25 protein-coding genes and 2 tRNA genes are annotated in these 26,976 nt (G+C 65.7%); 17 read left to right on the forward strand and 10 right to left on the reverse strand.

What is annotated here, in order from left to right:
* Positions 1-5: 5 nt before the first annotated feature.
* The 4 genes from GV792_RS13475 to GV792_RS13490 all read left to right on the forward strand — a co-directional run bounded on the left by GV792_RS13475 (position 6) and on the right by GV792_RS13490 (position 3,005).
* Entirely contained in the window at positions 6-1,592 is a 1,587-nt protein-coding gene (locus tag GV792_RS13475; protein ID WP_309138467.1) for a glycoside hydrolase family 13 protein, read from the forward strand.
* Positions 1,593-1,689: 97 nt separating this feature from the next.
* On the forward strand, positions 1,690-1,965 hold the full coding sequence (ctaJ, locus tag GV792_RS13480; RefSeq protein WP_048833062.1) for an aa3-type cytochrome oxidase subunit CtaJ: 276 nt from the start codon (positions 1,690-1,692) through the stop codon (positions 1,963-1,965).
* The gene (locus GV792_RS13485) at positions 1,952-2,416 is read left to right on the forward strand and encodes a DUF5130 domain-containing protein (RefSeq protein ID WP_163824434.1); all 465 of its coding nucleotides are present in this window, start codon (positions 1,952-1,954) and stop codon (positions 2,414-2,416) included. The genes ctaJ and GV792_RS13485 overlap by 14 nt, the downstream gene beginning before the upstream one ends.
* Positions 2,417-2,582: 166 nt before the next feature.
* The gene (locus GV792_RS13490) at positions 2,583-3,005 is read left to right on the forward strand and encodes a helix-turn-helix domain-containing protein (protein ID WP_163824435.1); all 423 of its coding nucleotides are present in this window, start codon (positions 2,583-2,585) and stop codon (positions 3,003-3,005) included.
* Positions 3,006-3,197: 192 nt separating this feature from the next.
* On the opposite strand, the gene GV792_RS13495 is transcribed toward GV792_RS13490, so the two are convergent.
* The 3 genes from GV792_RS13495 to pepN form a co-directional block, all read right to left on the reverse strand.
* A complete protein-coding gene (locus GV792_RS13495; protein WP_163824436.1) occupies positions 3,198-3,785 on the reverse strand; it encodes a ClpP family protease in 588 nt (195 codons plus the stop codon).
* Positions 3,782-4,387, reverse strand: coding sequence for a ClpP family protease (locus GV792_RS13500; protein WP_163824437.1), 606 nt, complete (start codon positions 4,385-4,387; stop codon positions 3,782-3,784). Before GV792_RS13500 ends, GV792_RS13495 begins: the two co-directional genes overlap by 4 nt.
* 151 nt (positions 4,388-4,538) lie before the next feature.
* On the reverse strand, positions 4,539-7,121 hold the full coding sequence (pepN, locus tag GV792_RS13505; protein ID WP_163824438.1) for an aminopeptidase N: 2,583 nt from the start codon (positions 7,119-7,121) through the stop codon (positions 4,539-4,541).
* 124 nt (positions 7,122-7,245) lie between these two features.
* Here pepN and GV792_RS13510 point away from each other — a divergent pair, with 124 nt between their 5' ends.
* Positions 7,246-8,082 carry a phosphoribosylaminoimidazolesuccinocarboxamide synthase gene (locus tag GV792_RS13510; RefSeq protein WP_163824439.1) on the forward strand — a complete coding sequence of 279 codons (837 nt, stop codon included), beginning with the start codon at positions 7,246-7,248 and terminating at the stop codon, positions 8,080-8,082.
* A gap of 95 nt (positions 8,083-8,177) precedes the next feature.
* On the opposite strand, the gene GV792_RS13515 is transcribed toward GV792_RS13510, so the two are convergent.
* The 3 genes from GV792_RS13515 to GV792_RS13525 all read right to left on the reverse strand — a co-directional run bounded on the left by GV792_RS13515 (position 8,178) and on the right by GV792_RS13525 (position 11,132).
* Complete coding sequence (locus GV792_RS13515; RefSeq protein ID WP_175584347.1) at positions 8,178-9,392, reverse strand: RNA polymerase sigma factor; 1,215 nt, start codon at positions 9,390-9,392, stop codon at positions 8,178-8,180.
* A gap of 2 nt (positions 9,393-9,394) precedes the next feature.
* Positions 9,395-9,796, reverse strand: a complete 402-nt coding sequence (locus GV792_RS13520) for a YciI family protein (RefSeq protein WP_163824441.1) — start codon at positions 9,794-9,796, stop codon at positions 9,395-9,397.
* 115 nt (positions 9,797-9,911) lie between these two features.
* Positions 9,912-11,132: an NAD(P)/FAD-dependent oxidoreductase gene (locus GV792_RS13525; RefSeq protein WP_163824442.1), complete on the reverse strand. Its 1,221-nt coding sequence runs from the start codon at positions 11,130-11,132 to the stop codon at positions 9,912-9,914.
* 164 nt (positions 11,133-11,296) lie between these two features.
* Here GV792_RS13525 and GV792_RS13530 point away from each other — a divergent pair, with 164 nt between their 5' ends.
* Complete coding sequence (locus tag GV792_RS13530; RefSeq protein WP_163824443.1) at positions 11,297-11,953, forward strand: mycothiol-dependent nitroreductase Rv2466c family protein; 657 nt, start codon at positions 11,297-11,299, stop codon at positions 11,951-11,953.
* Here GV792_RS13530 and GV792_RS13535 read toward each other — a convergent pair whose 3' ends face one another.
* Entirely contained in the window at positions 11,954-12,925 is a 972-nt protein-coding gene (locus tag GV792_RS13535) for a M48 family metallopeptidase (protein ID WP_375154289.1), read from the reverse strand.
* Positions 12,926-13,270: 345 nt separating this feature from the next.
* Here GV792_RS13535 and GV792_RS13540 point away from each other — a divergent pair, with 345 nt between their 5' ends.
* Together GV792_RS13540 and GV792_RS13545 are read left to right on the forward strand one after the other, a co-directional pair.
* A complete protein-coding gene (locus GV792_RS13540; RefSeq protein WP_163824445.1) occupies positions 13,271-13,744 on the forward strand; it encodes a ribose-5-phosphate isomerase in 474 nt (157 codons plus the stop codon).
* A gap of 17 nt (positions 13,745-13,761) precedes the next feature.
* Complete coding sequence (locus tag GV792_RS13545; protein ID WP_163824446.1) at positions 13,762-14,559, forward strand: Fpg/Nei family DNA glycosylase; 798 nt, start codon at positions 13,762-13,764, stop codon at positions 14,557-14,559.
* Between the two features lie 87 nt (positions 14,560-14,646).
* Here the strand turns inward: GV792_RS13545 and GV792_RS13550 are convergent, their stop codons facing one another.
* Complete coding sequence (locus tag GV792_RS13550) at positions 14,647-15,603, reverse strand: GGDEF domain-containing protein (RefSeq protein ID WP_163824447.1); 957 nt, start codon at positions 15,601-15,603, stop codon at positions 14,647-14,649.
* A gap of 426 nt (positions 15,604-16,029) precedes the next feature.
* On the opposite strand from GV792_RS13550, the gene GV792_RS13555 reads away from it, so the two are divergent.
* Both GV792_RS13555 and GV792_RS13560 read left to right on the forward strand, forming a co-directional pair.
* Positions 16,030-16,100: transfer RNA gene (locus tag GV792_RS13555), tRNA-Gly, on the forward strand.
* A gap of 33 nt (positions 16,101-16,133) precedes the next feature.
* Positions 16,134-16,207, forward strand: a tRNA-Pro gene (locus tag GV792_RS13560).
* A 53-nt stretch (positions 16,208-16,260) separates the two neighbouring features.
* Here the strand turns inward: GV792_RS13560 and GV792_RS13565 are convergent.
* Positions 16,261-16,980, reverse strand: coding sequence for a MerR family transcriptional regulator (locus GV792_RS13565; protein ID WP_163824448.1), 720 nt, complete (start codon positions 16,978-16,980; stop codon positions 16,261-16,263).
* A 274-nt stretch (positions 16,981-17,254) separates the two neighbouring features.
* Here GV792_RS13565 and GV792_RS13570 point away from each other — a divergent pair, with 274 nt between their 5' ends.
* The 5 genes from GV792_RS13570 (at position 17,255) to GV792_RS13590 (ending at position 21,457) form a co-directional block, all read left to right on the forward strand.
* Complete coding sequence (locus tag GV792_RS13570; protein WP_163824449.1) at positions 17,255-17,707, forward strand: hypothetical protein; 453 nt, start codon at positions 17,255-17,257, stop codon at positions 17,705-17,707.
* 50 nt (positions 17,708-17,757) lie between these two features.
* Positions 17,758-18,648 (forward strand): ROK family protein, encoded by an 891-nt coding sequence (locus GV792_RS13575; protein ID WP_163824450.1) that lies wholly within the window; start codon positions 17,758-17,760, stop codon positions 18,646-18,648.
* A 339-nt stretch (positions 18,649-18,987) separates the two neighbouring features.
* A complete protein-coding gene (locus GV792_RS13580) occupies positions 18,988-20,112 on the forward strand; it encodes a GAF domain-containing protein (protein WP_309139107.1) in 1,125 nt (374 codons plus the stop codon).
* A gap of 66 nt (positions 20,113-20,178) precedes the next feature.
* Complete coding sequence (locus GV792_RS13585; RefSeq protein WP_309138466.1) at positions 20,179-21,177, forward strand: conjugal transfer protein; 999 nt, start codon at positions 20,179-20,181, stop codon at positions 21,175-21,177.
* A gap of 19 nt (positions 21,178-21,196) precedes the next feature.
* A complete protein-coding gene (locus tag GV792_RS13590) occupies positions 21,197-21,457 on the forward strand; it encodes a hypothetical protein (protein ID WP_163814790.1) in 261 nt (86 codons plus the stop codon).
* A gap of 4 nt (positions 21,458-21,461) precedes the next feature.
* Here the strand turns inward: GV792_RS13590 and GV792_RS13595 are convergent, their stop codons facing one another.
* The gene (locus GV792_RS13595; protein ID WP_163824452.1) at positions 21,462-21,779 is read right to left on the reverse strand and encodes a hypothetical protein; all 318 of its coding nucleotides are present in this window, start codon (positions 21,777-21,779) and stop codon (positions 21,462-21,464) included.
* Between the two features lie 186 nt (positions 21,780-21,965).
* On the opposite strand from GV792_RS13595, the gene GV792_RS13600 reads away from it, so the two are divergent.
* Positions 21,966-24,491: an ATP-binding protein gene (locus GV792_RS13600; RefSeq protein WP_175582933.1), complete on the forward strand. Its 2,526-nt coding sequence runs from the start codon at positions 21,966-21,968 to the stop codon at positions 24,489-24,491.
* Positions 24,488-26,929 carry a hypothetical protein gene (locus GV792_RS13605; RefSeq protein ID WP_163824453.1) on the forward strand — a complete coding sequence of 814 codons (2,442 nt, stop codon included), beginning with the start codon at positions 24,488-24,490 and terminating at the stop codon, positions 26,927-26,929. Before GV792_RS13600 ends, GV792_RS13605 begins: the two co-directional genes overlap by 4 nt.
* Positions 26,930-26,976: the final 47 nt, after the last annotated feature.

The raw sequence follows: 26,976 nt of genomic DNA on the forward strand, positions 1-26,976 counted from the left end.
TGAGCGTGGCGGCGCCGCTGAACGGCAGCTCCGGCCCGTGGTGGGAGGCTGCTGTCTTCTACCAGGTCTATCCACGCTCCTTCGCCGATTCCGATGGCGACGGCACCGGTGACCTCGGCGGTGTGCGCGCGAAGCTGGGTTATCTGGAGCGGCTCGGTGTGGACGCGCTGTGGATCTGCCCGGTGATGCGCTCGCCGATGACCGACGGCGGCTACGACGTCTCCGATCCGCGCGATATCGACCCGCTGTTCGGCGGGATGGCGGCCTTCGAGGCACTGATCGCGGCGGCGCACGTCTGTGACATCAAGGTCACTATGGACCTGGTCCCCAATCACACCAGCGACGCGCATCCATGGTTCCGGGAGGCACTCGCGGCAGGCCCCGGCAGTCCCGAGCGGGCGCGCTACCACTTCCGCGACGGCCGCGGACCCGACGGTGCACTGCCGCCGAACAACTGGCCGAGCATCTTCGGCGGCCCGGCGTGGACCAGGGTCATCGAGCCCGACGGCCGCCCCGGTCAGTGGTATCTGCACCTGTTCGCGGCCGAACAACCCGACCTGAACTGGGACAACCAGGAGGTCGTCGCCGACTTCGAGCACACGCTGCGGTTCTGGCTCGATCGCGGCGTCGACGGCTTCCGCATCGATGTCGCCCACGGCATGGCCAAACCGGACGGACTGCCCGATATGGCACGGGTCGACACCAGGATGCTCATCCACGATGACTCCGACCCGCGCTTCAACAACCCCGGCGTGCACGAGATCCACCGGCGGATACGCCGGGTGCTCGACGACTACCCGCATGCGGTGTCGATCGGCGAGGTTTGGGTCGACGACAACATCCGCTTCGGGGAATACGTTCGCCCCGACGAATTGCATCTGGCGTTCAACTTCCGCCTGGCCGAAACCCCGTTCCACGCCGCAGCGGTGCACGAAGCCATCGATAACTCGCTGTGCGCGGTCGCCCCGGTCGGCGCGACGCCCACCTGGACGCTGTCCAACCACGACATCGAACGCGAGGTCACCCGGTACGGCGGCGGTGCGCTCGGCGTGGCGCGCGCGAGGGCGATGATCCTGGCCGAGCTGGCGTTGCCGGGCGCGGTGTTCATCTACAACGGCGCCGAACTCGGTCTCCCGAATGTCGACGACCTACCCGAGGACGTCCTCCAGGACCCGGTATGGGAACGCACCGGCCACACCGAACGCGGCCGCGACGGTTGCCGGGTGCCGATTCCCTGGGGCGGTGCGCTGCCCCCGTTCGGATTCACCACCGGGGCGCGATCATGGCTGCCGATCCCGGACGAGTGGTCCGAGCTGACGGTTGCCGCCCAGCTCGAACAGCTCGATTCCACCCTCGCCCTGTACCGCCGTGCGATCGAACTGCGCCGCAAGCGCCCGGAGTTCACCGGCCCCGGGCTGGATTGGCACAAGGGCCCGCCGGGGTGCCTGGTCTTCGGCCGTCCTGGCGGGCTGATCTGCGTGCTCAACACGTCGGACGGGCCGGTCGCGCTGCTCCCGGGCGAGCTGCTGCTCACCAGTGCGCCGCTGACTGAAGGCCTGCTCCCGGCGAACGCGGCGGCCTGGCTGGTGTGAGGTCGGTCCCAGGTGGACACACCGTGCCGACCGGCGAAACAGCGCTGGTAGGCGACCGGTAGCGCGTCTACTACACGCCATCGTCTACCTTTGAGTCGTGAGCATTCTCGAGACAGTGCTGATCTTCGTCGGCATCCCGCTGGTGATCTACGGCGTGATCGCTGGATTGTCGTTTCTCGGTAAGCCGCTGCCCGGCGAAAAGCCGGTCCACTACGACCTGAGCAAGAAGTGGACCTCCGAGCCGGTGCTGTGGAGTGCGACCGACGAGGTGACCGTGTACGGGCACCACATTGCTGAATCGCATGGTCACCATGCGGCTATCGAAACCGCGGACGCGGAGCTGATCGGAGGCAGGGCAAGTGGCAGGTTCTAGTTGGCCCGCGGTGGTCGAGTCCGATCTACCGCACGGATATGCCCTGATGACCAGTGGACGCGTATCCGGCGTGCACGAGGCGGGCGACGTCTTCAAAGAAGCCCCGTTCAGCAATGACGAGCGGCTGCTCATGGACAACGTGCTCACCGATGCGACCCGCGCCACCAAGGTACGGTTCAACGTCTACATCGGCGATCTCGGCGCGGACCCGTCCGCCGGTGTCGACGCGATCTTCGCGGTGACCCCCGAGGCCACCCGGTCGGTGCTCATCGCCGTCTCGCCCAACGAGCGCGCCGTCGAGGTGCGTTCGGGCAAGGACGTCGCCGACCGCGCCAATGACCGCGTCTGCCAGCTCGGCGTCACCGCCGCGTTGAGCTCGATGCGTCAGGGACAGCTCATCGACGGTCTGGTCTCGGCCGTGCGGGTGATGGCCGCCGCCATCGGCCGCTGAATCGAACTACCGACACCCCTCTGTGTGCCGGGGTGATGCGCGAGGATCGCGCGTCACCCCGTGCGACAGAGGGGTGTGGTGTCTCCGCAGCGGCCGTCCGGTCGGAACTTGTCCGCCCAGAGCGGAATTCGCCTGCCAGGTGTGAGTGCGGCGGTACGCTCCGGCTATGAGCGAGCATCCGAGGCTGCACTCCATTCCCGGAGGACGCGAGGAGCGCCCGGCGGGGCCGGCCCCCCGATCCGACGGCGAGCCGCTGTGGCGGGAGGTGCTCGGCACCCGGCTGCGTGCCTTGCGCAAGGAACAGCAGGAAACGCTGGCCGAAACAGCGGGCCGCGCCGGTGTCTCGCCCCAATACCTGTCCGAGATCGAGCGCGGGCGTAAGGAACCATCCAGCGAGATGATCGCCGCCCTTGCCGGTGCGCTCGGCACATCCCTCGGCGAGCTGACCGGCGATGTCGCCGAATCCTTGCGCCGCCGCCACGTCCATCGCCTCCGTCCGGCCGACCGGCTCGTGGTTCGCCCGTCGAACGGGTCGGCAGTTCCGCACCAGGCCCCGCGAACTCCGCGAACACTCATGCTGGCCGCCTGATCGCACCCGCGACGGGCAGCGTGCGTCTGTCGGCTGGACCGCCGGACACGGCGACCGGTGGATCCGCGTGCGCTAGGGCTCGCCGCCGCCTGCCGGAACTTCGTGTGCTCTGCCGCCGAGATTGCCACTGTCAATCGCTGGTGGTGGCGCCTTGTCCGCCCGCCGGGGCACGCCACCCCCTGCCACACCACATCATCGCGCGCGCAGCACCTGATCAACCAGGCCGTAATCGACCGCCGCTTCCGCGGTGAACACCCGATCGCGGTCGGTATCGCGCCGCAGGGTCTCGGTGGGTCTGCCGGTGTGGTGGGACAGGATGGACTCGATCGCGGCCCGCATCCGCACCAGCTCGTCGGCCTGCAGAATCAGATCGGGAATCGCACCCTGACCGCGGCCGGCGGGCTGATGCAACACCACCCGGGCGTGCGGAAGCATGGAGCGCCTGCCGGGCGCACCTGCCGCCAGCAGCACCGCGCCGACGGCGATCGCCTGACCCACACAGGTGGTCACGACCGGCGCCTTGATGAACCGCATGGTGTCGTACACCGCGAGCATCGCGGGCAGTTCGCCGCCCTCGCAGTTGATGTAGAGATTGATCTCCTGCTCCGGGTTCTCCGACTCCAGATGCAACAGCTGTGCGATGAGCGCATTGGCCACACCTGAATCGATCGGTGTGCCCAGATAGACGATCCGCTCGGCCAGCAGGTGCGAGTAGACGTCCATGATCCGCTCGCCGCCCGGCTGCCGGGCGATGACATTGGGAATGGTGTAGGAAGTCATGCCGAGATTCCGATCTTCTGACGTTGCGGCACGACCTGGCCGAACGATTCGACGATATGGTCGATGAAGCCGTACTCCTTGGCTTGGGTGGCGGTGAACCAGCGGTCGTGCAGGGAATCCTCGTAGATCCGCTCATAGGGCTGCCCGGTATCGGCGGCGATGAGCCCGAGGACCGTTTCCACGGTGTAGCGCAGATCATCGGCCTGCACCTCGACCTCCACGGCGCTGCCGCCGATACCCGCCGAACCCTGATGCATCAGGATCCGGGCGTGCGGTAGCGCGAAACGCCGCCCCGGATCGCCTGCCGAGAGCAGGAACTGCCCGGCGCTGCACGCCAGCCCGAGCGCGAGCGTGGAGATCTCGCAGGGGACCAGCCGCATCACATCGCGGATGGCGAGCATCGAGGGGACCGATCCGCCAGGGGAGTGGATCCACAGTGAGATCCCGGCGTCCGGGTCTTCCGCGGCGAGGGTGAGCATCTGGGTCATCAGCAGTGTGCCGTTGTCGTCGTCGAGCCCACCGTCGAGGACGACGATGCGCCTGCCGAAGAGTTGTTCGCGTGCCCGCCAGCTGAACAGCGGGGCTGTGTCGTCGTGTGCCATGCCTCCACCGTGCCCCGCACCGGTGCAAGAAATCTCGCCACGCTGCCCTGGGCAGATCTGCTCACAGCAGCGAGGCCCGTTGACGCGAAACAGGCCCGGATCCAACGGGATCCGGGCCTGCTCGCCGGTCTATCGCGCCCTCGCCTGGGGCTTACTTCGCGTCGAAGGCACGGGCGCGCAGCGAGCGCTCGATGCCCGCCTTGCCCTCACTCACCAGCCGGGCAAGGGCGGGCGGGCGCTCGTCGGCCAGGAACTTGTCAGCGCTGGCCACCGCGGCCTCGCTGATCTCCCACGACGGGTAGAGCCCGACGACGACGGTCTGCGCGACCTCGCTGGAACGACGCTCCCAGACATCGGGGATCTCGGCGAAATAGCGCTCGACGAACGACGTCAGCAGCTCACCCTGACCTGCGGGCGCGAACCCGTTGACGATCGAGCGCGCGGTGATATTGGGCACCGAATCATCGCCCATCACCGTCGCCCACGCCTGCTCCTTCACCTCGGCAATAGGCCGGGCAGTCGCCGCCGCGGCCGCCTGGCGCTTACCCGCCGCGGTCTGGTCGTTGGCCAGTTCCGCGTCGATGGACGGGGTATCCACGCCGTCGGCGTCGATCTCACCCGCGGCCGCCAGCGCCGTCACGATCCGCCAGCGCAGGTCGGTGTCGACCACCAGGCCGGACAGACCGACGGCCGCCGGGTCTCCGTCGAGCAGCTCGCGCAACACCTCGGTGTGCCAGGCCGACAGCTTCGCGCCGGTCAGCGCGTTGACGAAGGCCAGCTGATGATCCGAACCCGGCTCGGCCTCGCGGGCCAGTTCCAGCAGCCGGTTGGCGAATTCGGGCCAACCGGTCGCGGCGGACCACGCCGGATCGGCGTAGCTGCCGAGAGTGATAGTGGCCTGCATGAGCAGTCGCTGCACCACGCCGATCTCGGATTCCGCGCCGACACCACGCTGGACCAGTGCCACGAAATCACGGGCCCGCAGCTCGGCCTGGCGGGTCATCTCCCAGGCCGCCGACCAGGCCAGCGTGCGCGGCAACGGTTCGGCGATATCGGCGATGCGGTTGATCAGCACGTCGAGCGAATCGGCGTCGAGGCGGATCGAGCAGTACGTCAGGTCGTCATCGTTGACAAGGACGAACTTGCCGCGGGGGACACCGACCAGCTCCGGAACATCGGTGCGTTCGGCAGCCTCGAGGTCCAGTTCGACGCGGTGGGTGCGGACGAGCTTGCCGTCGGCATCGTCGTAGATTCCGATCGCGAGCCGGTGCACGCGCTGTTCACCGGCGCCGGGGGCGGCGCCCTCCTGCACCACGGTGAAGGAGCTGAACTTACCGTCGGCGTCGACCTCGAACTCCGGACGCAGGATGTTCAAACCGGTGGTTTTGAGCCACTGCGCGCCCCAGGTCGACAGGTCGCGACCCGACGACTTCTCCAGCGCAGCCAGCAGATCATCGAAGGTGGCATTGCCGTAGGCGTGGTCGGCGAAGTAGTCGCGCAGCCCGGCAAGGAACGGCTCCAGCCCGACGTAGGCGACGAGCTGCTTGAGGACGCTGGCGCCCTTGGCATAAGTGATGCCGTCGAAGTTGACCTCCACCGCGGCCAGATCAGGGATGTCGGCGGCAATGGGATGGGTGGAGGGCAGCTGATCCTGGCGGTAGGCCCAGGACTTCTCCACATTCGCGAAAGTGGTCCAGGCACTGGTGTATTCGGTGGCCTCGGCCTGGCACAGCACCGACGCGAAGGTGGCGAACGATTCGTTGAGCCAGAGGTCGTCCCACCACCTCATGGTCACCAGGTCGCCGAACCACATATGTGCCATCTCGTGCAGCACGGTCTCGGCACGGCGCTCATAGGAGGCGCGGGTGACCTTGGACCGGAAGACATAGTCCTCCAGGAACGTCACCGCGCCCGCGTTCTCCATCGCGCCCGCATTGAACTCGGGGACGAACAACTGGTCGTACTTGCCGAACGCGTACGGCACACCGAAGTTGCTGTGGTAGAAGCCGAAACCCTGTTTGGTCTCGGTGAACAGCCGGTCGGCATCCATATGCTCGGCCAGCGAGGCGCGGCAGTAGATGCCGAGCGGAATGCTGCCGTGATCGTCGGTGTAGACGTCGGTCCACTGTGCGTACGGGCCTGCGATGAGCGCGACCAGGTAGGTACTCATCTTCGGAGTGGTGCTGAAGAGGTGGTTGGCCGGGTCGGCGGCGATGATGGCATCGACCGGCGCGCCGTTGGAGATCACCTTCCAGCCGGTCGGCGCGGTCACGCTGACGGTGAAGGTCGCCTTCAGGTCGGGTTGGTCGAAGCAGGCGAACATGCGTTTGGCATCGGCCGTTTCGAACTGGGAGTACAGGTACACCGCGTCGTCGGCCGGGTCGACGAACCGGTGCAGGCCTTCGCCGGTGTGCGAGTACTCGCAGTCGGCTTCGACCACGAGTTCGTTGCTGGCCGCGAGGTCGGTCAGCGCGATGCCGGTGGACTCGTCGTAGCCCGAGACATCGAGCGCGGTCCCGTTCAGCACCGCCGACCGGACGCCGCGGGCGACGATATCGATGAACGTCGCGGCGCCCGGCGTCGCGGTGAAGCCGACCGTGCTACGGGAGAAGAAGGTCTGCTCGCCCGGGTTGCCCGACCCGTCGGTCAGATCGAGTTCGATGCGGTAGTTGTCGACCGAGACGGTCGCGGCGCGCTCGATCGCCTGTTCACGGGTGAGGTTCGGTGCAGACATCGGACTCCTTCATGGTCGAAGAACTGGTACGGCACGGCGTTCCCCACAATGCCACGTCGGTAAGGTTGCCCGCGCGGAAGTATTTCCGCATCGACACATCATCGACCACGATCGGAGCTGCGACGTGAAGCATGTGCACGCCGGCAAAGTGCGCGACCTGTACGAGGACGGCGACACCCTGCTGCTCGTGGCCTCAGATCGAGTGTCGGTCTATGACGTGGTGCTTCCGACTCCGGTCCAGGACAAGGGCTCACTGCTGACCCAGCTGTCGAACTGGTGGTTCCAGTTCTTCGCAGATGTGCCCAACCATGTGCTGTCCACCACCGACGTGCCCGCCGAGTTCGGCGCGCGCGCGATCCGGGTGAAGCCGCTGCGCATGGTGCAGGTCGAATGCGTCGCACGTGGCTACCTCACCGGATCCGGCCTGAAGGAATACCAGCAGAGCGGGACCGTCTCCGGTATCACCCTGCCGCCGGGGCTGCGCGACGGCGACCGGCTGCCCGAACCGATCTTCACCCCGTCCACCAAGGCCGCCGAGGGCCACGACGAGGCGATCACCTTCGCCGATGTGGTTGCCCAGGAGGGCCGCGAAGTCGCCGAGCGGCTGCGCGAGCTCACCCTCGCCATCTACTCCCGCGGGGCCGCCCATGCCGCCGAACGTGGCGTGATCGTGGCCGACACCAAGCTCGAGTTCGGCTGGGACGGCGACACCCTCACCCTCGGTGACGAGGTGCTGACCTCCGACTCGTCACGGTTCTGGCCTGCCGACGAATGGGAGCCCGGCCGTCCGCAGCGCTCGTTCGACAAGCAGTTCGTCCGCGACTGGTCCACCTCGACCGGCTGGGACAAGGAACCGCCCGGTCCGGAGATCCCCGCCGACATCGTCACGGTTACCCGTCAGAAGTACATGGAGGCGTACGAACTCATCACCGGTCAGCACTGGTCCGGCTCGGCGGGCTGAGCCGGACCGGTTGCCCGGAACACTGCCCGGCCCCCCGGCCGAGTCGTCGGCGAGCACCGTACCGAGGTCGAGCGCGCTACCTGGTCGCGAGCCACTCAGCGGTGGCGTAGCTGCGCGCCGCGAATCATCAGGTAGTCGCGTTCGGCCCCGTTCGTGGTGCGGCCGGCCGCGGCCGTGTAGGCGGAGACAGCGGCCTCCGTATCGCCGGCCATCTCGTGCAGGTGGCCGCGGACCGCGTCGAGCCGATGACTGCCGGCGAGCGCATCGGCGACGGTGTCGGTCAGTGCCAGCCCGGCGGCCGGTCCCTGAACCATCGCGGTGGCGACCGCGCGGTTCAACGTCACCATCGGATTGGGCGCGATGCGCTCCAGCAGCACATACAGCGACAGGACACGCTCCCAGTCGGTGTCCTCAGCCGACGCCGACTCGGCGTGCAGCACCGCGATCGCGGCCTGGATCTGGTATGGGCCGGCCAGCCCGTGCTCCATGGTCGCGGTCGTCAGCCGGACGCCTTCGGTGATCGCGGTGCGATCCCAGCGGGTGCGGTCCTGTTCGGCCAGCGGGATCAGTTCGCCGTGCGGTCCGGTGCGACTGTCCCTGCGCGCATCGGTGAGCAGCATGAGCGCCAGCAGGCCGCCGACCTCGGGATCGTCGGGCAGGATGCGGTGCACCTCGCGGGTCAGCCGGATGGCCTCCGCGGAAAGGTCCGCACGTCGCAGTATCGGTCCGGACGACGCGGTGTGGCCCTCGGTGAAGATCAGGTACAGCACGTGCAGCACGGCATCGAGGCGTTCGCGCCATTCGTCGTCACGGGGAGTGGCGAACGGCCGGTCGAGACCCGCCAGCCGTTTCTTCGCGCGGGTGATGCGCTGGGCCATCGTGGCCTCCGGCAGCAGGAACGCCCGCGCGATGTCAGCGGTGGTCAAGCCTCCGACCGCGCGCAAGGTGAGTGCGATGGCACTCGCAGGCGGCAGGGTCGGATGGCAGCACAGGAACAACAGCATCAGCGAGTCGTCGTGGCCGGTGACGGCATCGCCGGGCTCGGGTTCGCGCAGCGCGACGACGGTCTCCCTGGTGCGCCGGGCGACCTCGGCGCGCACGATATCGGCCATCCGCCGCTGCGCGACCTGAATCAGCCAGCCTCGCGGATTCTCCGGCCATCCCTCGGCAGGCCATTGGGTGGCGGCAGCGAGCAGCGCCTCCTGCAAGGCGTCCTCGGCGGTGGTGAAATCGCCGAACCTGCGCACCAATACGGCGAGGACCTGTGGCGCGAGCTCACGCAGCAGGTCCTCGATCTCGCGGTCGGCCAGGGTCACCGGTCGGCCGGGGGTGTACTCATCACCGCGCGCACCTCGATGTACTCACCGATCGGCACACCGCCCGGACCTGGGGCGGCCGACGCTTCGGCCGCGATCTCCAGCGCGCGTTCGGGGCTGTCCACATCGACGATCCAATACCCGGCCAGGAACTCCTTCGTCTCCGGGAACGGCCCGTCGGTGACCACCGGTGCGGTGCGGCCGTCGGAACTCACGATCCGCGCTTCCTCCGGACCGGCCAGGCCCTGTGCGTCGACCAGCTCGCCCGCTGCGGCCAGCTTCGCGCCGAGCGTGCGCTGGAATTCGATATGCGCCTGGATGTCTTCCGGTGCCCACTCGTTCATCGGGGTATCGCAGTTGGCGGTGCGGCCGTAGGTCTTGACCAGCATGTATTTCATTTCCGGCTCCTCGTTCTCGGTGCGTCCGGTGACGCTCTCGTGAACCGGTCGGAGCCGGGTCGGCGGTTACGACACAGTTCGGCCATCGATCTTGTTGCACGCGTCACAGTTGAGGTCAGAAGGGGACGGAGGTGTCGGCCAGCCGGTCCGGATCGACCGGTTCGCCCGCGAGGATCAGCTGCTTGATCCGGTCGGTGACATCCCAGACGTTGACGTTCATCCCGGCGAGTACCCGGTTCGTGCCGTCGAGCCAGAACGCGACGAACTCGCGTGCCGCCAGGTCACCACGCACAACGACCCGCTCGTAGGCGCCAGGCGCGACGTAACCGGTGTACTCCATCCCGAGGTCGTACTGGTCTGTGAAAAAGTACGGCAGCCGGTCGTACACCGCGTTCTTGCCGAGCATGGTCGCCGCGGCAACCGCCGGCTGGTTCAGCGCGTTCGCCCAATGCTCCACCCGGATTCGGCGACCGAGGATGGGATGGTCCTGTTCGGCGATATCGCCCACCGCGACGATGTCGGGATCACTGGTGGCCAGGTTCGCGTCCACCAGCACTCCGCCGTCGACAGCGAGCCCGGCATCGGCCGCGAGTGCGATATTCGGCCGGGCCCCGACCGCGACCAGAACGGCGTCGGCCTCGATGATGGTGCTGTCGCCGAGCCGCACGCCGAGCGCGATCTCGTCGTGAGTGGGGATCTCGGCGACCTGCGCACCGAAGCGCAGGTCCACGCCGTGGGCGCGGTGGAGATCGGCGAAGACCGCACCCATCTCGGGTCCGAGCGCATTGAGTAGCGGCGCGTCGGCGGTCTCGACGATCGTCACCTCGACACCCGCATCCCGTGCGGCGGCAGCGACCTCGAGCCCGATCCAGCCCGCACCGATGATGGCCAGCCGCTTCGCACTTCGGAACAGTTCGATGAGCGTGTCGGAGTCGTCGATGGTGCGCAACGTGTACACGTTCGGCGCGTCCGCCCCCGGGATTGGCAGTCGGCGCGGCGTGGCGCCGGTGGCCAGGGCCAGCTTGTCGTAGGCCAGGGTGGAACCGTCGGGCAGCGTCACCGTCTTGGCGGCCGGATCGATCCCGGTGACAGCGGTACCGAGTCGCAGATCCACGTGATGGTCGCGGTACCAGGGCTTGTCCTCGACGGTGAAATCGTCGAAGGCCTTCTTTCCGGCCAGATGCTCCTTCGATAGCGGTGGCCGCTCGTAGGGCAGATGTTCTTCATCGCAGAGAACCGTGACGGTGCCGTCGAAGTCGTTGTCGCGCAACGCTTGCGCGATCTTGGCGCCGGCGAGACCGCCACCGACGACGACGAAGTGTTGCGCAGAGGTCATTGTGGACTCCTATCGCCAGGCGAATCGAGCTCCTCGGACCTCAGCTTAGGTCGGAGCGCGACGCCGATTCGGCGAATCCGGGAACGAATCGGGACCGTCGTTGGTTGCTCGGTACGACAGCGGCAGCGCCGCTGCACCCGAGTCCGCGATCGAGAGGAATCGACGTGAGCAACACCGGCACCGGAGACACCGAGCAGAAAGACGTCGCCGACTTCTGGTTCGACCCACTGTGCCCCTGGTGCTGGATCACCTCGCGGTGGATCCTCGAGGTCGAGAAGGTACGCGATATCGATGTCCGCTTCCACGTCATGAGCCTGGCCGTGCTGAACGAAGGTCGTGACCTGCCGCCGGAGTACCAGGAGCTGATGGCCAGCGGCTGGGGTCCGGTGCGGGTGGCCATCGCCGCGGCGCGCGAGCACGGCGACAAAGTGCTCGCCCCGCTCTACACCGCCATGGGCACCCGGATCCACGACCGCAGGGCCGAATACGAGCGTGACACCACCGCGGAGACCCTGTCGGCCGTGATCGCCGACGCGCTCGCCGAGGTCGGCCTGCCTGCCGAACTGGCCGAGGCAGCGCAGAGCACCGAATACGACGCGGAGCTACGCGAAAGCCATCACGCAGGCATGGACAAGGTCGGCAAGGACGTCGGCACCCCGACCATCCACGTCAACGGTGTGGCGTTCTTCGGCCCGGTGCTGTCGCGCATCCCGCGTGGCGAGGACGCGGGCAAGGTCTGGGACGGCGTGGTCGCACTCGCCTCCTACCCCCACTTCTTCGAACTCAAGCGGACTCGCACGGAGGATCCGGCCTTCGACTGATCAGGCCACCGGCTTCGGCGGCAAGCTCGGAATCTCGCCGTACGGGCCGTACGGGTGCTGACCGGGCGGTGGGAATTGCACAGGCGGGCTCGGGCGCCAGAACAGGCGCCCGTGCCTGCTGCGATCGCGCAGTGCCCACATGCGCCAGGTCAGCACCGGATGCGAGGACAGGGCGTTGACGATCCAGACGAAGAAACCCTTCTCCTGCGCCGCCCGATCGGCCATCTCGTCGAACCCGACCATGGTGTTCATGTACTTGCCCGCGGCCAAGGTGCCCATGGCAGCGGGTGCGCCGACATGGCGGTTGCAGTAGCCGTGGTTGTCGGCGGTGTACTCCTGTGAGCGGATCAGCGAACTACCGATGATCGGCAGGAACGGCACCAGGAACATGCCGAGCTGACGCCAGTACGAGGTGTGCCCCGCCGCGATATGCCCGACCTCATGGCCGATGATGAACGCGAGCGCGTCGGGTTCGCGGGCGGCGCCGCCGATTTCGAACAGGTCGCTGTAGACCACCACGAAGCGCCGAAACCCGTGACCGGAGGCGAAGGCGTTGATCTGGCCATTGCCGAGCACCACATAGGCGTCGGGCACCTTGGCCATGCCGAAGCGCGCCGCCGCTTCCTGCACCAGCCGGTACCCCTCCGGAAACTGGCTCGGCGACATCTTCACGCCGTTGACCCGCTGGGTCGCATAATTAACACCGCGGCCGAACCAGATCAGGATCGGCGCGAACACCAGCGCGAGGATGTATTCGTTGACGTTGCCGAACACCAGCAGCAGCGCGGCGAACATATAGGCCAGCCCGGTCAACGCCACCACCACGGTCAGCAGCGGGATCTCCCACAGGTGCCGTGCGGGCATCCCGAACGGGCCGAGCCCGCGCGGCTGACGCACCGGCGGTACCGCGGGCGGCGCCGGCGCGGATCCGTAGGCCGGAAAGCTGGGGGAGGGGTGGCCCGAATAGGGCATACCCGGATACGGACCCGACGGGTACGCAGTGGGCGGAGCAGGTTGCGGTGGCTGCGGTACGTCACTCGATTCGGGCCCGGACGACGAACCCTGTGGCTCGTGCTTGCGCAACCACTCTGGCTGCCCCCCGGACTGATCGGCCTGCGGACGCTGCGGCGGCTGAGGATCGATCGGTTGCATGGTCGCCAACTCTATTCAGTCCACGTCTGCCGGAGCCGGTCGTCGACGCCGTCGAAGCCCCGCTGTGGCCACCGACACAGTGGTCGCCGGGCAACTGTGCGCGGTCATGCGCGCCCCACCACCACCCTCAATGGAGGTGCTCCGCGCCGCGGATAGGATTCCACCATGCGCGTATACCTTGGTGCCGACCATGCCGGTTTCGAACTGAAGAATCACGTCAAGGCCCATCTCGAGCAGGCGGGTCACGAGGTCGTCGATTGTGGCGCTCTCGAATACGACGCGCTCGACGACTACCCCGCCTTCTGCATCGAGGCGGCACGCCGCACTGTTGCCGATCCGGGCAGCCTCGGGCTGGTCTTCGGCGGCAGCGGCAACGGCGAACAGATCGCCGCCAACAAGGTTCCCGGCGCGCGCTGTGCGCTGGCCTGGAGTGTGGAGACCGCCAAGCTCGCCCGTGAGCACAACAATGCCCAGCTCATCGGCATCGGTGGCCGGATGCACTCCACCGAGGAGGCGCTGGCCATCGTCGATGCGTTCATCGCCACCCCGTGGTCGGACGAGGCGCGCCACCAGCGTCGCATCGATATCCTCGCCGAGTACGAGAAGACCGGCGTCGCCCCCGCACTGCCCAACCAGTAGACGGGCCGTATTCGACAGTGCCGGAGGGGCATACGCTGCACCGCCTGGCGAAGCTGCACCAGCAGCAGCTGGCAGGCGGTGTGGTGCGGGTGTCGAGCCCGCAGGGCAAGTTCGCCGTGGGCGCGGCGCGGGTGGACCGCCAGGTCCTGGTCCGGTCGGAGGCGTGGGGCAAACATCTACTGCATCACTATGAATCCGGCCTCGTCGTGCATGTGCACCTCGGGTTGTACGGGACCTTCACTGAATCGGCGATCCCGATGGGAGAGCCGGTCGGTCAGGTCCGGATGCGGTTGGCCGGGGCCGGATTCGGCACCGATCTCCGCGGGCCGACCGCCTGTGAGGTGCTGACCGCGCCCGAGGTTGGCGCGCTGATCGACCGGCTCGGCCCGGACCCATTGCGGCGCGGCGCCGACCCTGAGCGTGCCTGGCGGCGGATTCATCGGTCCCGCAGGCCGATCGGATCGCTGCTCATGGATCAGCAGGTCATCGCAGGTGTCGGCAACGTGTATCGGGCCGAGGTGCTCTACCGGCACGGCATCTCGCCGCAGCGTCAGGGGACCGCGCTGGCCCCCGGCGAATGGGAGGCACTGTGGGCCGACCTGGTTCAGCTGATGAGGGTGGGGGTGCGCCGCGGCAAGATGCACGTCGTGCGTCCCGAGCACGATCACGGCGAACCGTCGTATGCACCGGATCGCCCGCGCACCTACGTCTATCGCCGGGCGGGCGCACCGTGCCGAATCTGCGCTACACCGGTTGCTCATTCGGTGCTGGAGGGGCGAAATCTCTTCTGGTGCCCCACATGTCAGCCGAGGTGAGCGCCGCGTAGCCTACTCGCCGAGCCCGGGGCGGCCCGGGCAATTCGATCCGCGTGTCGGATGATTCGCGGGTGTCGTGTCGGCTCTTCACCCGGCGACGGCCGCCCCGATCTCTTCCTCATCGGTGTCGGCAAGAGCGAATCGGCGCCCGCCCGCGGTCTTCGCCGAGTACATCGCCCGGTCCGCACGACGCAGCAGATCGGTGAAATCGCAGGGACTACCCGGGGGCGAGTACGCGGTGCCGACGCTCGCCGATACCGGCACCGGACCCGCCGACGACCACACCGGATCACGCAGAGCGGCCACGATGCGATGCGCGAGATCGCCGAGAGTATTGCGGGGCGGGTTGGTGGCCAGCACGAATTCGTCACCGCCGTAGCGGCAGATGACGGTATCGGGCGGGCAGACCTCACGCAGCCGGTTGGCCAGGTCCACCAGCACCTCGTCGCCGACAGCATGACCGTAGCCGTCGTTGATCTGCTTGAACCGGTCCAGGTCGATCAGCAGCAGTCCGACACCGCGATTCGGGTCGGCGGCCATCAATCGGACCCGATCCTGGAGCAGGGTCCGGTTGGCGAGGTCGGTCAGCGCGTCATGGGTGGCCTCATGACGGAGTCGATGCTGGAGCGCCGCGATCTCCCGCACCCGCACCGATACCGCGGCCGAGATGTGCTGCTCCTGCTGGGCGAGCGCGCGCTCCTGCAGCGCCTGGGCGTAGCTGTCGATGGCCTGGCTGGCGACGAACGGCCACCGGGTCGCGGTGAGCGATCCGGGCGGGCCCGCGCGGAAACCGAGCAGGGTGCGGGTGGCCTGCGCCAGCATGCGAATTCGTTCCAGTGGCGCTTCGGCCAGTCGCGCGCCGAGCATTCGGGCTTCCAGCACGGGAAACGGTTCCGATCCGGCCAGTTCGAGCAGTCGCTCGATGATCTCGGTCAGAACAGGTTCCAGCTGTTGTGGGGCCGCGTCGACGCCGGACTGGGCGCAGACGGTGCGCGCCCATGTCCGTGCGGTCTCGGCGACCGGCGGTCGGTTCTCAGCCGGCATGGTGCTCACCGGACACAGGTGACGACTCCGCGCGGGCTCCCCGTTCCGAGCCCGACACCGGTGTCACCACGGTCGTTCTCACTGCTACGCGGATGGTCCACCTCGTCGGGTGCACGCTCACCGCCCCCTTTCCAGATACCCCCGTTCCGGCATAAAGGATCCTAGCAAGCCGATCGGCAACGAAGAATCATGTTTTGTAACAAGTTCTCGTCGACGGCCCATGGCGATCGGGTATGTGATCGCTACGAGGGCGTAAGCGTTACACGCCGATTCGAGTTAGCTCAGAAATCGCTGACTGGTCGGCTGATTGCCGCACATGTGCCCGGCGACGCCACGGCGAGGGGCTGATTGGCGTTATCGGACACGAGTTCGGTACAGTCGCTGATGCACACGACATCGTGGCGATCCCATCGGTGTCGTATGCCTGCGGGTGTAGTTCAATGGTAGAACCTCAGCCTTCCAAGCTGATGGTGCGGGTTCGATTCCCGTCACCCGCTCAGAACACAGAATGCTCGCCCCTGGCGAGGCCACGGGGTGTAGCGCAGCTTGGTAGCGCATCCGCTTTGGGAGCGGAGGGTCGCAGGTTCAAATCCTGTCACCCCGACATCAGAGAAGCCCCTGACCCATGCAACGGCCAGGGGCTCTGTGCTGTCGCGGCTAGATGCCGTCGGTCGCCATCGGGGCGGCGGGCAGTTCCGAATGGCGGGCGAAGGCCTGATCGATGAGCTCCGAAGCGGCCCTGGTGGCGATCAGGCGGGCAATGGCCAGATCGGTCTCCAGCTTGGTGCGATCCTTCGGAGTGCGGCCGGACTGCTCGTAGTTCTGGCCGGCCAGCAGGTAGAACACCTCGGCGGCGTACCGGTCGGCAATGCGGTCGCAATCGGCGCGCAGGCGCTCGACGAACTGGAAGGTCGTGTCCACCGGAAGCCCGGCATCGCTGAGCCTGGTGGCGAGGTCGCAGCAGCGCGGGTTCGTCACCCGGTAGGCGTCGAGCGGATCGTCGCTGGCCGCGAGGGCCTGCTTCACGTAGTCCGGTAGCTCGGGAGGGGCCTCGCGTTCCTGCGGCTCGTCCGCAGGTCGCTGGGCATCCGGCGACTCGCCGGGCGGCTGGTCGGCGACGCCGAGCACGTCGGCGAGGCCGTCGCCACGATCCCAGGCATCGAGCAGTTCCCTGATGCCGTTGAGCTTCATGCCACGACCGAGCAGGCGGCTGATCGTCTGCAGCCGATTCAAGTGGTCGGACCCGTAGTACCCGATCCGCCCCCGCACGTCGGGTGACGGCAAGAGCCCCCGTTCGTGGTACACGCGCACGCTGCGCACGGTGGTATCGGCTACCCGCGCCAGTTCGTCGATCGTGTACTCCGCCTCTGCTGCCATGCCTACTAGGAAACCACAACTAGGCCCGTAGAAAAACGGACCGTGATGAAATGGGCCGTTACATGGAGGCAAGGAACGTAAAGATTCGATCAACGTCCCGTTACTTGGCGGCGGATTCGCTTGCTGTTGGACCAACGGTCGGTTAACGTTCGATTGACCGGTTTTCGAGCCGGTTTCCGGAGACTGTCGAGCAGCTCCGATGAATCCCCCAGCGCGCTCGCGCGACCACGGACGCACATCGCTACGGTGTGTCCTCGGCTTCCCGGAGATTGCCATGACTACTGCTCGGACGAATCTGCTCGACCGCGACGATCTCGCGGCACCGCGGATCACCACCATTCCCGCCAGGTCCAGCGCGCGGCCACCATGCGCGGACACCCCCGACAACTGGGACCTGGACGCGGGCACGCCCGACGCGTGGCGGACCGCGGTCCAAACGTGTAGCGGCTGCCCGGTGCTGGCGCAGTGCAAGCAACTGGCGGAAATGCTCATCGCCCGTGGCGATTACCCACGATCGATGATCTGGGCCGGAACCGCGTACGACGCATCCGGTCATGTGGTAGACGACTTGGACAAACACCGTGTCGCGGCGCTGGACAACAAGCGTCCGATGCGGATCATCCGTAATGGTCCACGTCCGAGCCGGATCGAATCCGGTACCGGCGCACCGCGCCGCCACCTCGTCCTCGGCCGTCCGCTCCGGCCGACGGGGACGGGTGGACACTGATCGTCCGGCAGAGGTTGTCCTGCTGGACATGTTGTAGGAGAACGTAGTTCATGACCTATGTAGCGCTCGAAATCGGCACGTCCAGGTTCGCGGCTACCCGCGTGGACCCGGACGAGGGGCTGGTGGAGATCCATGAGATCCCGGTGCCGGATCGTGCTGCATGGGATCGGTGCAGTGAACTCCTAGCCGAAGTGGTGGCCGGTGCCGACGTCATGGGCGTCGGCATCGCCTCCACTGGGCCGATCGATATGACCGCGGGTGTTGTTGCGCCGAGCAATGTTTCGGACTGGCAGTCGGGGTTCGCCATTGTCGACGCGGTACAGAGGATGTTTCCGGGGGCATCGATCGAAATCGCCCTCGACGGCGTGGCCCTTGCGTTGGCCGAGCGGTATCTCGGTAGCACCACTGAGGTGCCCGATGCGTTGTCGATCATGGTATCGGAACGGATCACCGGTGGTGTGCAGGTCGGTGGGTTGACCGTGGTGGGGCGCACCGGGAACGGCGGGCATATCGGCCACGTTCTCGTATCCGGCTTCGATGACGTCTGCGACTGTGGTGGCCGGGGCTGTCTGGAGGCGGTCGCGGGTGGGAAATCGGCGATGCGCTGGGCTCGCGCGAATGGGTGGAGCGGCAACGGGGTCGAAGACCTGCTCGCCGGCGCTCGTGATGGTCATGAGGTCGCGGTCGCCGCGATGACCCGAGCAGGAACTGCCCTCGGCCAAGCGATTTCCTCGGTGACCGCGCTGCTGGATATCGACCTGGTTGTTCTGAGCGGTAGTCTCGCCGCGCCAGGCTCAGCGCTGTGGAAGCCTATGAACGCGGCCGTCGCCACTCACGCGCGGCTCAGCTTTCTGCCGGGTTTGCGCGTGGTTGCCTCCGAGCTCGGCGAGAATGCCATTCTCTCTGGCGCTGGCTTGCTGTCTCTTGCTGACCAAGGTTGATCCTAACCCCATACTCCGCCTTGGTCCCTCCGTCACGTGACACGAAATTTGCCAGGCATAGTGAGCTGTTGCCACGCTGCACCCGACCCGCTGTCGGGTGCAGCGTGGCTGGCTTCAGCCTCCGGCGCTGCCGGGTCGATCGATGTGAATCACTCGTTTAGTAACACTCGTGACCAGTTGTACGGCAGACTGTGTGAACAGACCTGCGAAGGTTATTGAACGGCCCGCTATATAACGGTACATTGTGAAGTGTGACAACGGCGCATTCGGTAAGTCCATCCGAAGTGCGCACGTGGTACTGGCGAGTCGGATGAGGGAAGTAGCGCAGTGATCCCGTGGGTGACGGTCGAAACATTGGCGCCGGACGTTCAGACGGTGGCATCGGTGGGGGATGAGGCGCGGGGGTTCGCCGGGTGGAGACGCGTCTTGCAGCGCATATTGTCGAAAACGCCCGCGCTGTACGACAGTCTGTCGACACGCGGGATCGGTGAGGCGATCGACGCGGCCCAAAAGATGGCAGAGGACGTCGACCTGACGATCCCGACCGCTTCCGGGCCGCACCGACTCCTCATCAGGCCCGTGTTCGGCCCTGCGCGCCAGGTGCATGCTCTGCGCATCTGGATCGGTCCCGGTTCCGAACCGGTGCCCGAACTGCGCGCTGCCGTCGGAGTGAGCTGGGATCTGGATGCCCAGATGATCTGCCAGCCCAATAGCATCTCGGGGCTGCCTGGCATGGTCGCCGAAGAGTACGTGCCACGGGTGTCACTCGCCGAGGTTTTCCAGCGATTCACGGGGTTCGACCGACATGCCGAGGTGCTCGCGATGCTCTATGCGCCGCAACCCGGCGACAAGCTACAGCTCGAGGCGGCCGTCCGAGGGGGATCCGGCGACCCGGCGAAACTGCTCATCACGATCCGTGCCAGGGCTGACGCTCAGGTACGTGGTGCTTGGCTGCTGATCGAGGACATCACCTCCAGCACCACAACGGTCAACTCGCCCAACCTCGAGCACGTCGGGTTGCGGGAGGCCCACCGCAGGGCGGGCACGCACTTGGCTGTTATCCAGATCTCGCACGCGAGCATCGCGCATTGGCTGACCGACCCGGCACCGTGGATCCGGTGGGACTATTTGTTCCGGCCCATTGACGTGTTCCATCCTGATGATCGTGCTCGATTGCCGCTCATCGCCGATCGGCTACGAGCCGGCGAATCGGCCGGCCTGACGATGCGTACGCTCGACTACGGCGGCGACTATCGGTCGACTTCGCTACTGCTGCACCCGTATCCCGGCACACGGCACCGTGATCTGGCCATAGGCCAGCTCGTGCGCGCGACCGGCGAGAGGCCGATGCTGGACGATTCGCGCTACGGCTTGCCCCTGCATCGTGTGCGTACTCCCATCGGGTATGACCATCAGCTTCGGCATTGGCTGGCCGGTAGGCAGAATCACAGTCCTGCCTACTGATCGTGCTCCCCAATTTTGGGAACGATAACGGGGTCGGAATCGGCAATGATCTCTACCATTTCGAATGTGCGCACACTGGCCGGTAGCTCGGTGGATTCTGGCGAAGCACTGCTTCGCCGGATGGCCGCGCGCCGCCGTCGTGACAACGCGGTGATCGCCGTGCTGGCTGTGCTCGCCGTGCTCGGCGGCGGGCATGCGATCTTCAGTTTCCTGTTCACCAAGCCTGCCCCCGACAACCGAGGGCTGGAAACGGTGGCGATCGTGGGCCGGGCTCAACTGGCAGGAACCTTCGCGCAGGACTACGTGGTCACCTACCTGAGCGCGAGCGACAGCCAGAAGGAACGGCTGGCCCAATTCGTCGCGGACCCATCGCGGATGCGACTACCCAAGGCCGGGCGTCAAGTGACGGACCCGGCAGTGGTTTTCGTCCGGCGTACCGACGTCCAAGGGGGGCTGGACATCTGGACGGTCACGGTGTCGGTACGGATCGCCGGCGCCACTAATGGCGCCGGCGCCAGACAGTTCTATCGCGTGGCGGTTTCGCTGACCGACGGCAGGATGCGGGCCCTCGGCCTCCCCGCCGAGGTGACCCCGCCCGGCCGCGGTCTCGATCTGGCCACGGTCTACAACACCACCTGCCCGGCCGACGCGCCGGTGTCCACGGTGGCTTCCGGCTTCCTTGCCGCGTATCTGACCGGATCGGGCGATATCACCCGATACATCGCCCAGGGTTCGGGAATCACAGCGCTGGCACCGCCGCCCTACACGAAAGTGGGCGTTGCCGCGGTCAATGCCGACGAAACGAACTGCGGGAAGAGCGGTTCGACGGTTCGAGTGCTCGTCTCGGTGAACCCGAACGCTGGAGGGACGGAGGTGGCTGCGCTGGAATACCCGCTGACCATGATCAACAATGGCGGCCAGTGGCAGGTCCAGACGATGGACCAGGTTCCGGCGCTCGCCCAACCTCTCGCCGTGATCGCCGAAGGGTCAAAGGACCAGGCAACCGGCCCAACCACGTCAGCACCGTCGAGCACGGCGGCCGTCCCGCCAGCGACGCACAACTGATCGGCGAAATGAGTGCACAATGGGTAACAATCTCACCGGCGTCCTGCTGGTAATCCTGCAATTCGTCCGCGCTGCCGGGCTGATCCTGATCGCCATCATCGGCATCGGAACGCTCATCAGCGAGGGCGCGAAATCCAAACTGTCTCCCGCCAAGGTGCTGACCGTCGCCGGTTCTGCCATCCTCGCGGGGGTCTTGATCTGGCTGCTGCCGACTCTGATCAATCACGCTCGCTGGGAAGTGAATACGGTGGTCCCGGATGCCCCAGTGGGCGCATACTGATGGCTCAGGTCATCAAGGTCTTCACGCCGATCAAGCGTGTGCCGGTGGTGGTGGGGAAGGCGCAGAACGGACAGAAGCTGCCGTTCGGGCCGTACACATTGCCGCAAGTCGGTGCCGGCGTGGTGATCATGGCGGTCACAGGCATATGCGCGATGAACGTGCCGGTCAACCCGGCGGTCACTTTCGTGTCCGGTACGGCAATCGCAATTCTGGCCGTGTTCCTGTTCGGGTTGGTGCCGTATACCGGCGTTCGGATCACATCGCGCGCGTGGTGGTTCGCCCGTCTCATCTTCATCCGGAAGCCAGTGTCGGCCTCGGGCATGCCGGTGACCGAGGAGTCCTCTCGCAATACGGTGTTCGTCTCCGAGACCGTTGTGGTGTTCTTACCCGATCGGCCCACGAGTCAGCGGCCACAGCCTGCGTTGCCTGCTGGTGGTTGGCTGAGGGAACTGGTCGGCGGTAGTCGAACGGGGTTGCCCGCCAATGGTTCCGGAGTAGGGGTCGCCTGATGGGACTGGGTCAAGACTTACAACCTACCGCCGCGATTCGCGGGAACCTGCAATTCACCACGTTGGGTTTGGTCACCGCGACGTACTTCATCAGCCCGCTCGGGTACGGGTTGCGCAAATCCAGTGACAAATACGACGTGAAGCTCGCACACCATGCGCTGGTCAACAATTTGCCAGATGGCTCGCTACTGCTGGGTATCCAGGCCCAGCTGAATACCCGCGATGTGCTGAGCAAGATGGTCGAGGGTGTGGACCTCGACGAACATGATGACTACGCCGTAGAGTCCGTCGCCGCGTACGAGCGGATACGCGCGATCCGCCCGCGAACGCGGATCCATATGCTCTCGATTCCGGTCGGCACTGTTGGTACACCGATATCGGCGTTGTCACGCATGTGGAACAGCGGCGCGACGGTCGACCCGTCCACAATCTCCCGCGCGGATATGGATTCCTATGATTCGACGGCCGCCGACATCCTTTCGCGAATCGGCGGCGACTTCGACCCGGTCCCGGTCCCGGGTGCCTTGTTCCAGTGGTTGTGGGAGCACTATCTCGCGCGTGGCGCGCTGATCGAGCCGGTCGCACCGACCAGGATCGGCGCACTGGAGGACACCACCGCAGCCGTGTTCCGCTCGGCCGCGCTCGACGAGGGAGCGCAGGCCGACAGCGGCCGACGGCTACGGCCCTCGTTCAGCCCGGTGATCAAGGTCGTACAACCCGATGAACCGAACTGGCCCTCCTACCAGACGATTCTCACGCCGCTGTCGTTCCCGTACGGCGGCATGACATTCCCTGGAGGAAGCGAGTTCCTCAACCTTCTCGAAGGATTCGACGGCGTCACGGTCGACTGGGGGATCCGGGTGTCGACCAGGCCGGCGGATCAGGTGCTGAAAAGCAATGAGCTGAGTCTGCGGCGGCTGGGTGAGCAGATGGATCAGCGTGACCAGGAGGTCTCGTTCGCGCAGAACACGCTGATGGCCAAGGCTCAACTACTCAGTGAATACAATAATCATTTCGAGGTGAACGGCGGCGAATCAGAGGTTTCCTTCACCACGGTCATCGCGGTCGGCAGTGGTTCGCGCGATACCACGCTCGATACCGTCAACCAGATCAAACGCCGCTACAAGCGGTTTCAGGTCGATCTGACCGCACCTGTGGGCGCACAGGTCGACCTGTGGTCGATGATGATCCCCGGCAGTCCGACGCGGCGTGCGTACGACGATTTCGCTCATATCGTTCCCTCGGATATGTGGGCGGGTTTCGTGCCGTTCACCACCAACCAGATCGGCGACGACAGCGGTCCGGTGATCGGTGTCAACCTGCTCTCGGGCAACTTCGAGCCGATCCACTTCGGCATCATGGAAGCAGCACTTCACGACTTGTCGGCATCGTTCGCAGTCACCGGCGAACTGGGTTCGGGTAAGTCGTATTTTCTGAAGCTCATGGCGGTCCTCGTCCATGACCTGGGTGGTCAGTTCTTGGCGCTGGACCGTAGTCAGGTCGGGGAATGGGAGCATTTCGCATCGACCATCGATGATGCGGTGATCGTCGATCTGACCAGCCCGACGGTTTCGCTGGACCCACTGCGCTTGTTCGCGCCCGCCGTAGCGGGGGAACGGGCCTTGGATTCGATTCTGCCGCTGCTCGATCTGTCGCCGACAAGCGGTGCGGGCGCCGCGGTGAGTAGCTTGCTCACGCCGAAAGGAATTGCCGAGCACGGAATTCGCAGTCTGCTCGACCTGGTCCGGGTGGCACGCCAGCTCCGCGACGATCCGGGCCTCGGTGACGAATACGCCGACCTGGCCGCGCGCCTGGGCACCATTGTGGATCGTGTGCCGGTTCTGTTCGACCCGGACCTTCCGCCCCTGCGACTGGATGCGGCGGCGACTGTGGTTCGCAGCCACAAGCTCGCGCTGCCAACAGCCGAGGAGCTCACCACTCCGCACCTCTACAATCGCTTGCCGTTGACGAAGCGGCTGGGGACAGCGCTGTACGAGCTGGTCGGCGTCGCAGCTCGGGAGGCTTTTCTCTCCGACAATGGGCGTTTCGGGCTACTCGTCGGCGATGAGGCGCACCATTTCACCCAGACCCAGGTCGGCGCGGCCGTCACGTCGGACTTCAGCCGTGATGGCCGAAAGCATCTGGCTGCTATCGGGCTCGCTTCCCATGACCCTGCCACCGACTTCCAAGGCGCGGCGCACAATCTCATTCCCAATCGCTTCGTCTTCCGGCAGCGCGACGAGACCCTTGCGCGCAACAGTCTGGAGTGGGTGGGTGTGGATCTGAAAGAGGCGCCGTTCATGTTGCAGGTGCTGCGCGAGGAAACTTCGCCTCCGGTCGGGCCAGGACGAAAAGTGCCAGAGGAACGGCGCGGTGAGATGTTCATGCGGGATGCGCTGAACCGCATCGGGCGAGGCAAGGTTCTCGGACCCGCGCGTCCGGATCGGGCAGCGGCGATCACCAGCACTCCCGTCGCATCAGGGTCCAAACCGATGATTGCGCTGGAACATCAGGCCACTCCATGACCGGGTGGGACCTCACGAACTGGGATTCGGACCGTTGGCGCCCCCGTGTGGTCGCCACGCGCTGTCGCCAGTGGATCGGTGCCACCCGGCGCAGGCGCTGGACAGCGTGGCTGCTCGCAACATTGTTCGTCTTGTTCGTATTTCCCGGTGTGGTCGGTGCTGTGGCGACGGCGGGAACGGGCAATTTGGCGGCCGGTTCGTCCACCAACACCGCGCTGAGTGCGTTGCAGGTCCAAGACTCGGACGGTGTGAATCTAGCCGACTACGGCTTCATCGTCCATGTCGGGATAGCCCTCTTCAATCCGGTCAATGCGGGGCTCGCCATTGTGATCGGTGTGATCTTTGCCGGATGGATTGTCATCGTAGGCGGGTCCATCTGGGTGGTCGGGTGGGTATTCAGCTTCGTCTGGCTCGACGTGATCGGTGGCGTGATGACCACCGTCGCACGTAGTTTCACCAACCAGATTGCTACCCCGATCATGCTGGTCACGGCTGTGACTATCGGCGGTGTGATCGTGGCCGTGTTCGTCGTCCGCCAGCAGCCGGCGAAGGCGACGGCTCAGGTGGTGACGATGGTCGGGGTCGCGATGATGGGGCCCATCTTTCTCGCCAACCCGTTGTCCGAAATCCTGTCGTCGCACGGTGTGCTGGTGACGGGCCGAGACGTCGGACTATCGGTCGCAGCAGGTTTACACGGAAATAGTTCGATCAATCCGGACCAATTGGTGGCGACCTTGCAAACGGATATGGTTGACAATTTCGCTCGGAAACCATTGCAGGTCTGGAATTTCGGCCACGTGATCGATCAGTATCCCGGGTGCAGGAGTGCATGGTCGGCGGGGATCGCCGGCAATGGGGACGATTTGCGTGACCAGTTGAAGGACTGCGGTGACGGTGGCGTCGCGTACGCGATGACGGATGAGCCCAGTTTCGGCCAGATCGGGGCCGGACTTCTCATCCTGCTGTCATCGATCATCATGCTGTACTTCGCGGTAGTAATGGCAGTCCGGATCATCTGGGCAGGGCTCGACGCGATCTATCACGGCTTCCTGATGATATTCGGCCTGGCGGCGGGTGGGTTCATTTACGGCCCGACGCAAACTTTAATGGCACGCAACGCTGCGGACGCTGGGATCGCCGGTGCTCGGATGGCGATCAATACGGTCTTTTTGAGCGTGTACCTGATGGTCCTCGGCAAGGTTTTCGAGCAGGCCGGCGGCCAGGTCATCTCGGTTCTGTGCATCGGAGCGACGATTCAGATCGTCGGTATCCTCCAACTTCGTCGCCTGAATGACAGTCTGACCCGTGGCAACGAGTGGATCGCAAACCGCTTCTCGACTGTGATGCGAGGAGGGCAGGTAATCAGCGGCGGTGCTGGCTCCGGCGGTTCGGGAATGGGGTCGGCAGGGGTCAGCAATTCCATGAGTCCCGCCCACGCGATCCTCGCCGGCATGGGTGTGCTGTCTACGATAAACAACTCACCGGCGACTGCCTGGTTGGCAAGGCGCGTCAATCCGCTGAACCCGCTGGCGAGATTGGCGGAGGTTCAGCGAAGGGTTACGGGATACGGCTATTCTCAGCCACATATGATGGAGGCATTTCCCGCCAGCTATATGAATAGACTTCAGTTCGCCGAGTCGGCGAGGGAAGGGCTCGCATTACACGCTAATTCTCGCATCCGGGGATTCAATTCGACGGAGGCTCTCGCTACACCACTTGGCGTAGATATTCCCAGCGGAGTCGACACCGCTCGTGGTGCCGCGATCGCCGTCCGGTGGGCTGCCAGCAAGGGTGCCATGGACAGCGACCTGTTGGGTGCCCTGACCATGGCCGGTTTCACCGATCAGCAGATCATCCAAGATGCCATCGGCGCTCATAAGTATGGGCAGGACAAGTCCGCCGAAGAACCAGCGAAATTCAAGCCGCTGGCCACTGTCGAGGCGTTGCATCGGGCTTTCGAGAGCAATCCGACCCAAGCCAATTTGTATGCCTTGGAGATGGCTGCCGTGGACCTTCGCACCCAGCGAATCGGCGGCGTTTCGCTGACGCCTGATGAGCTGGATGACGCCAGAGACTACATCAGAAATCCTTCGATTTGGCAGGTAAAGCGACTGCAGCGGGAAGTTGACGGAGTCGACGCTGACGGCAACCCGATTCCGTGGCACACCAAAGATGACAGCATTGGCGCCGACCGAACATTGAATTGGATCGCCAACGGTCACGCGATGGATATTCTCAAGGGGGTCGATACACTCCTGACAACTCCGCTCGACCAGATACAAGCCGCTTCCCAAATGACGACGGGCTTGACCGGCAACAGTCGGGCGGTGCACCCCAACGTTCGCGCTCTCCGCGGCCACATCAGTGACGCTCGAACCTTTGAACGCCAAGTTCAGGGAGAAGGCGCGACCGGCGCGGATCTGGCACCACCGCGGTAGATGCCGTAGCAGGAAGGTGGTCGAGTGACCGTATGAAGGTCATAGCA

The sequence above is a fragment of the Nocardia cyriacigeorgica genome, assembly GCF_010868145.1.
GTDB classification, from domain to species: Bacteria; Actinomycetota; Actinomycetes; order Mycobacteriales; family Mycobacteriaceae; genus Nocardia; species Nocardia cyriacigeorgica_D.

Bases quoted from the DNA above. Each gene is read 5' to 3' on its own strand.
- GV792_RS13490 (WP_163824435.1), top strand. From the start codon at position 2,583: ATGAGCGAGCATCCGAGGCTGCACTCCATTCCCGGAGGACGCGAGGAG.
- GV792_RS13495 (WP_163824436.1), bottom strand. From the start codon at position 3,785: ATGACTTCCTACACCATTCCCAATGTCATCGCCCGGCAGCCGGGCGGC.
- GV792_RS13500 (WP_163824437.1), bottom strand. From the start codon at position 4,387: ATGGCACACGACGACACAGCCCCGCTGTTCAGCTGGCGGGCACGCGAA.
- pepN (WP_163824438.1), bottom strand. From the start codon at position 7,121: ATGTCTGCACCGAACCTCACCCGTGAACAGGCGATCGAGCGCGCCGCG.
- GV792_RS13520 (WP_163824441.1), bottom strand. From the start codon at position 9,796: ATGAAATACATGCTGGTCAAGACCTACGGCCGCACCGCCAACTGCGAT.
- GV792_RS13525 (WP_163824442.1), bottom strand. From the start codon at position 11,132: ATGACCTCTGCGCAACACTTCGTCGTCGTCGGTGGCGGTCTCGCCGGC.
- GV792_RS13535 (WP_375154289.1), bottom strand. From the start codon at position 12,925: ATGCCCTATTCGGGCCACCCCTCCCCCAGCTTTCCGGCCTACGGATCC.
- GV792_RS13540 (WP_163824445.1), top strand. From the start codon at position 13,271: ATGCGCGTATACCTTGGTGCCGACCATGCCGGTTTCGAACTGAAGAAT.
- GV792_RS13550 (WP_163824447.1), bottom strand. From the start codon at position 15,603: ATGCCGGCTGAGAACCGACCGCCGGTCGCCGAGACCGCACGGACATGG.
- GV792_RS13565 (WP_163824448.1), bottom strand. From the start codon at position 16,980: ATGGCAGCAGAGGCGGAGTACACGATCGACGAACTGGCGCGGGTAGCC.
- GV792_RS13570 (WP_163824449.1), top strand. From the start codon at position 17,255: ATGACTACTGCTCGGACGAATCTGCTCGACCGCGACGATCTCGCGGCA.
- GV792_RS13575 (WP_163824450.1), top strand. From the start codon at position 17,758: ATGACCTATGTAGCGCTCGAAATCGGCACGTCCAGGTTCGCGGCTACC.
- GV792_RS13590 (WP_163814790.1), top strand. From the start codon at position 21,197: ATGGGTAACAATCTCACCGGCGTCCTGCTGGTAATCCTGCAATTCGTC.
- GV792_RS13595 (WP_163824452.1), bottom strand. From the start codon at position 21,779: ATGCCCGAGGCCGACACTGGCTTCCGGATGAAGATGAGACGGGCGAAC.
- GV792_RS13600 (WP_175582933.1), top strand. From the start codon at position 21,966: ATGGGACTGGGTCAAGACTTACAACCTACCGCCGCGATTCGCGGGAAC.
- GV792_RS13605 (WP_163824453.1), top strand. From the start codon at position 24,488: ATGACCGGGTGGGACCTCACGAACTGGGATTCGGACCGTTGGCGCCCC.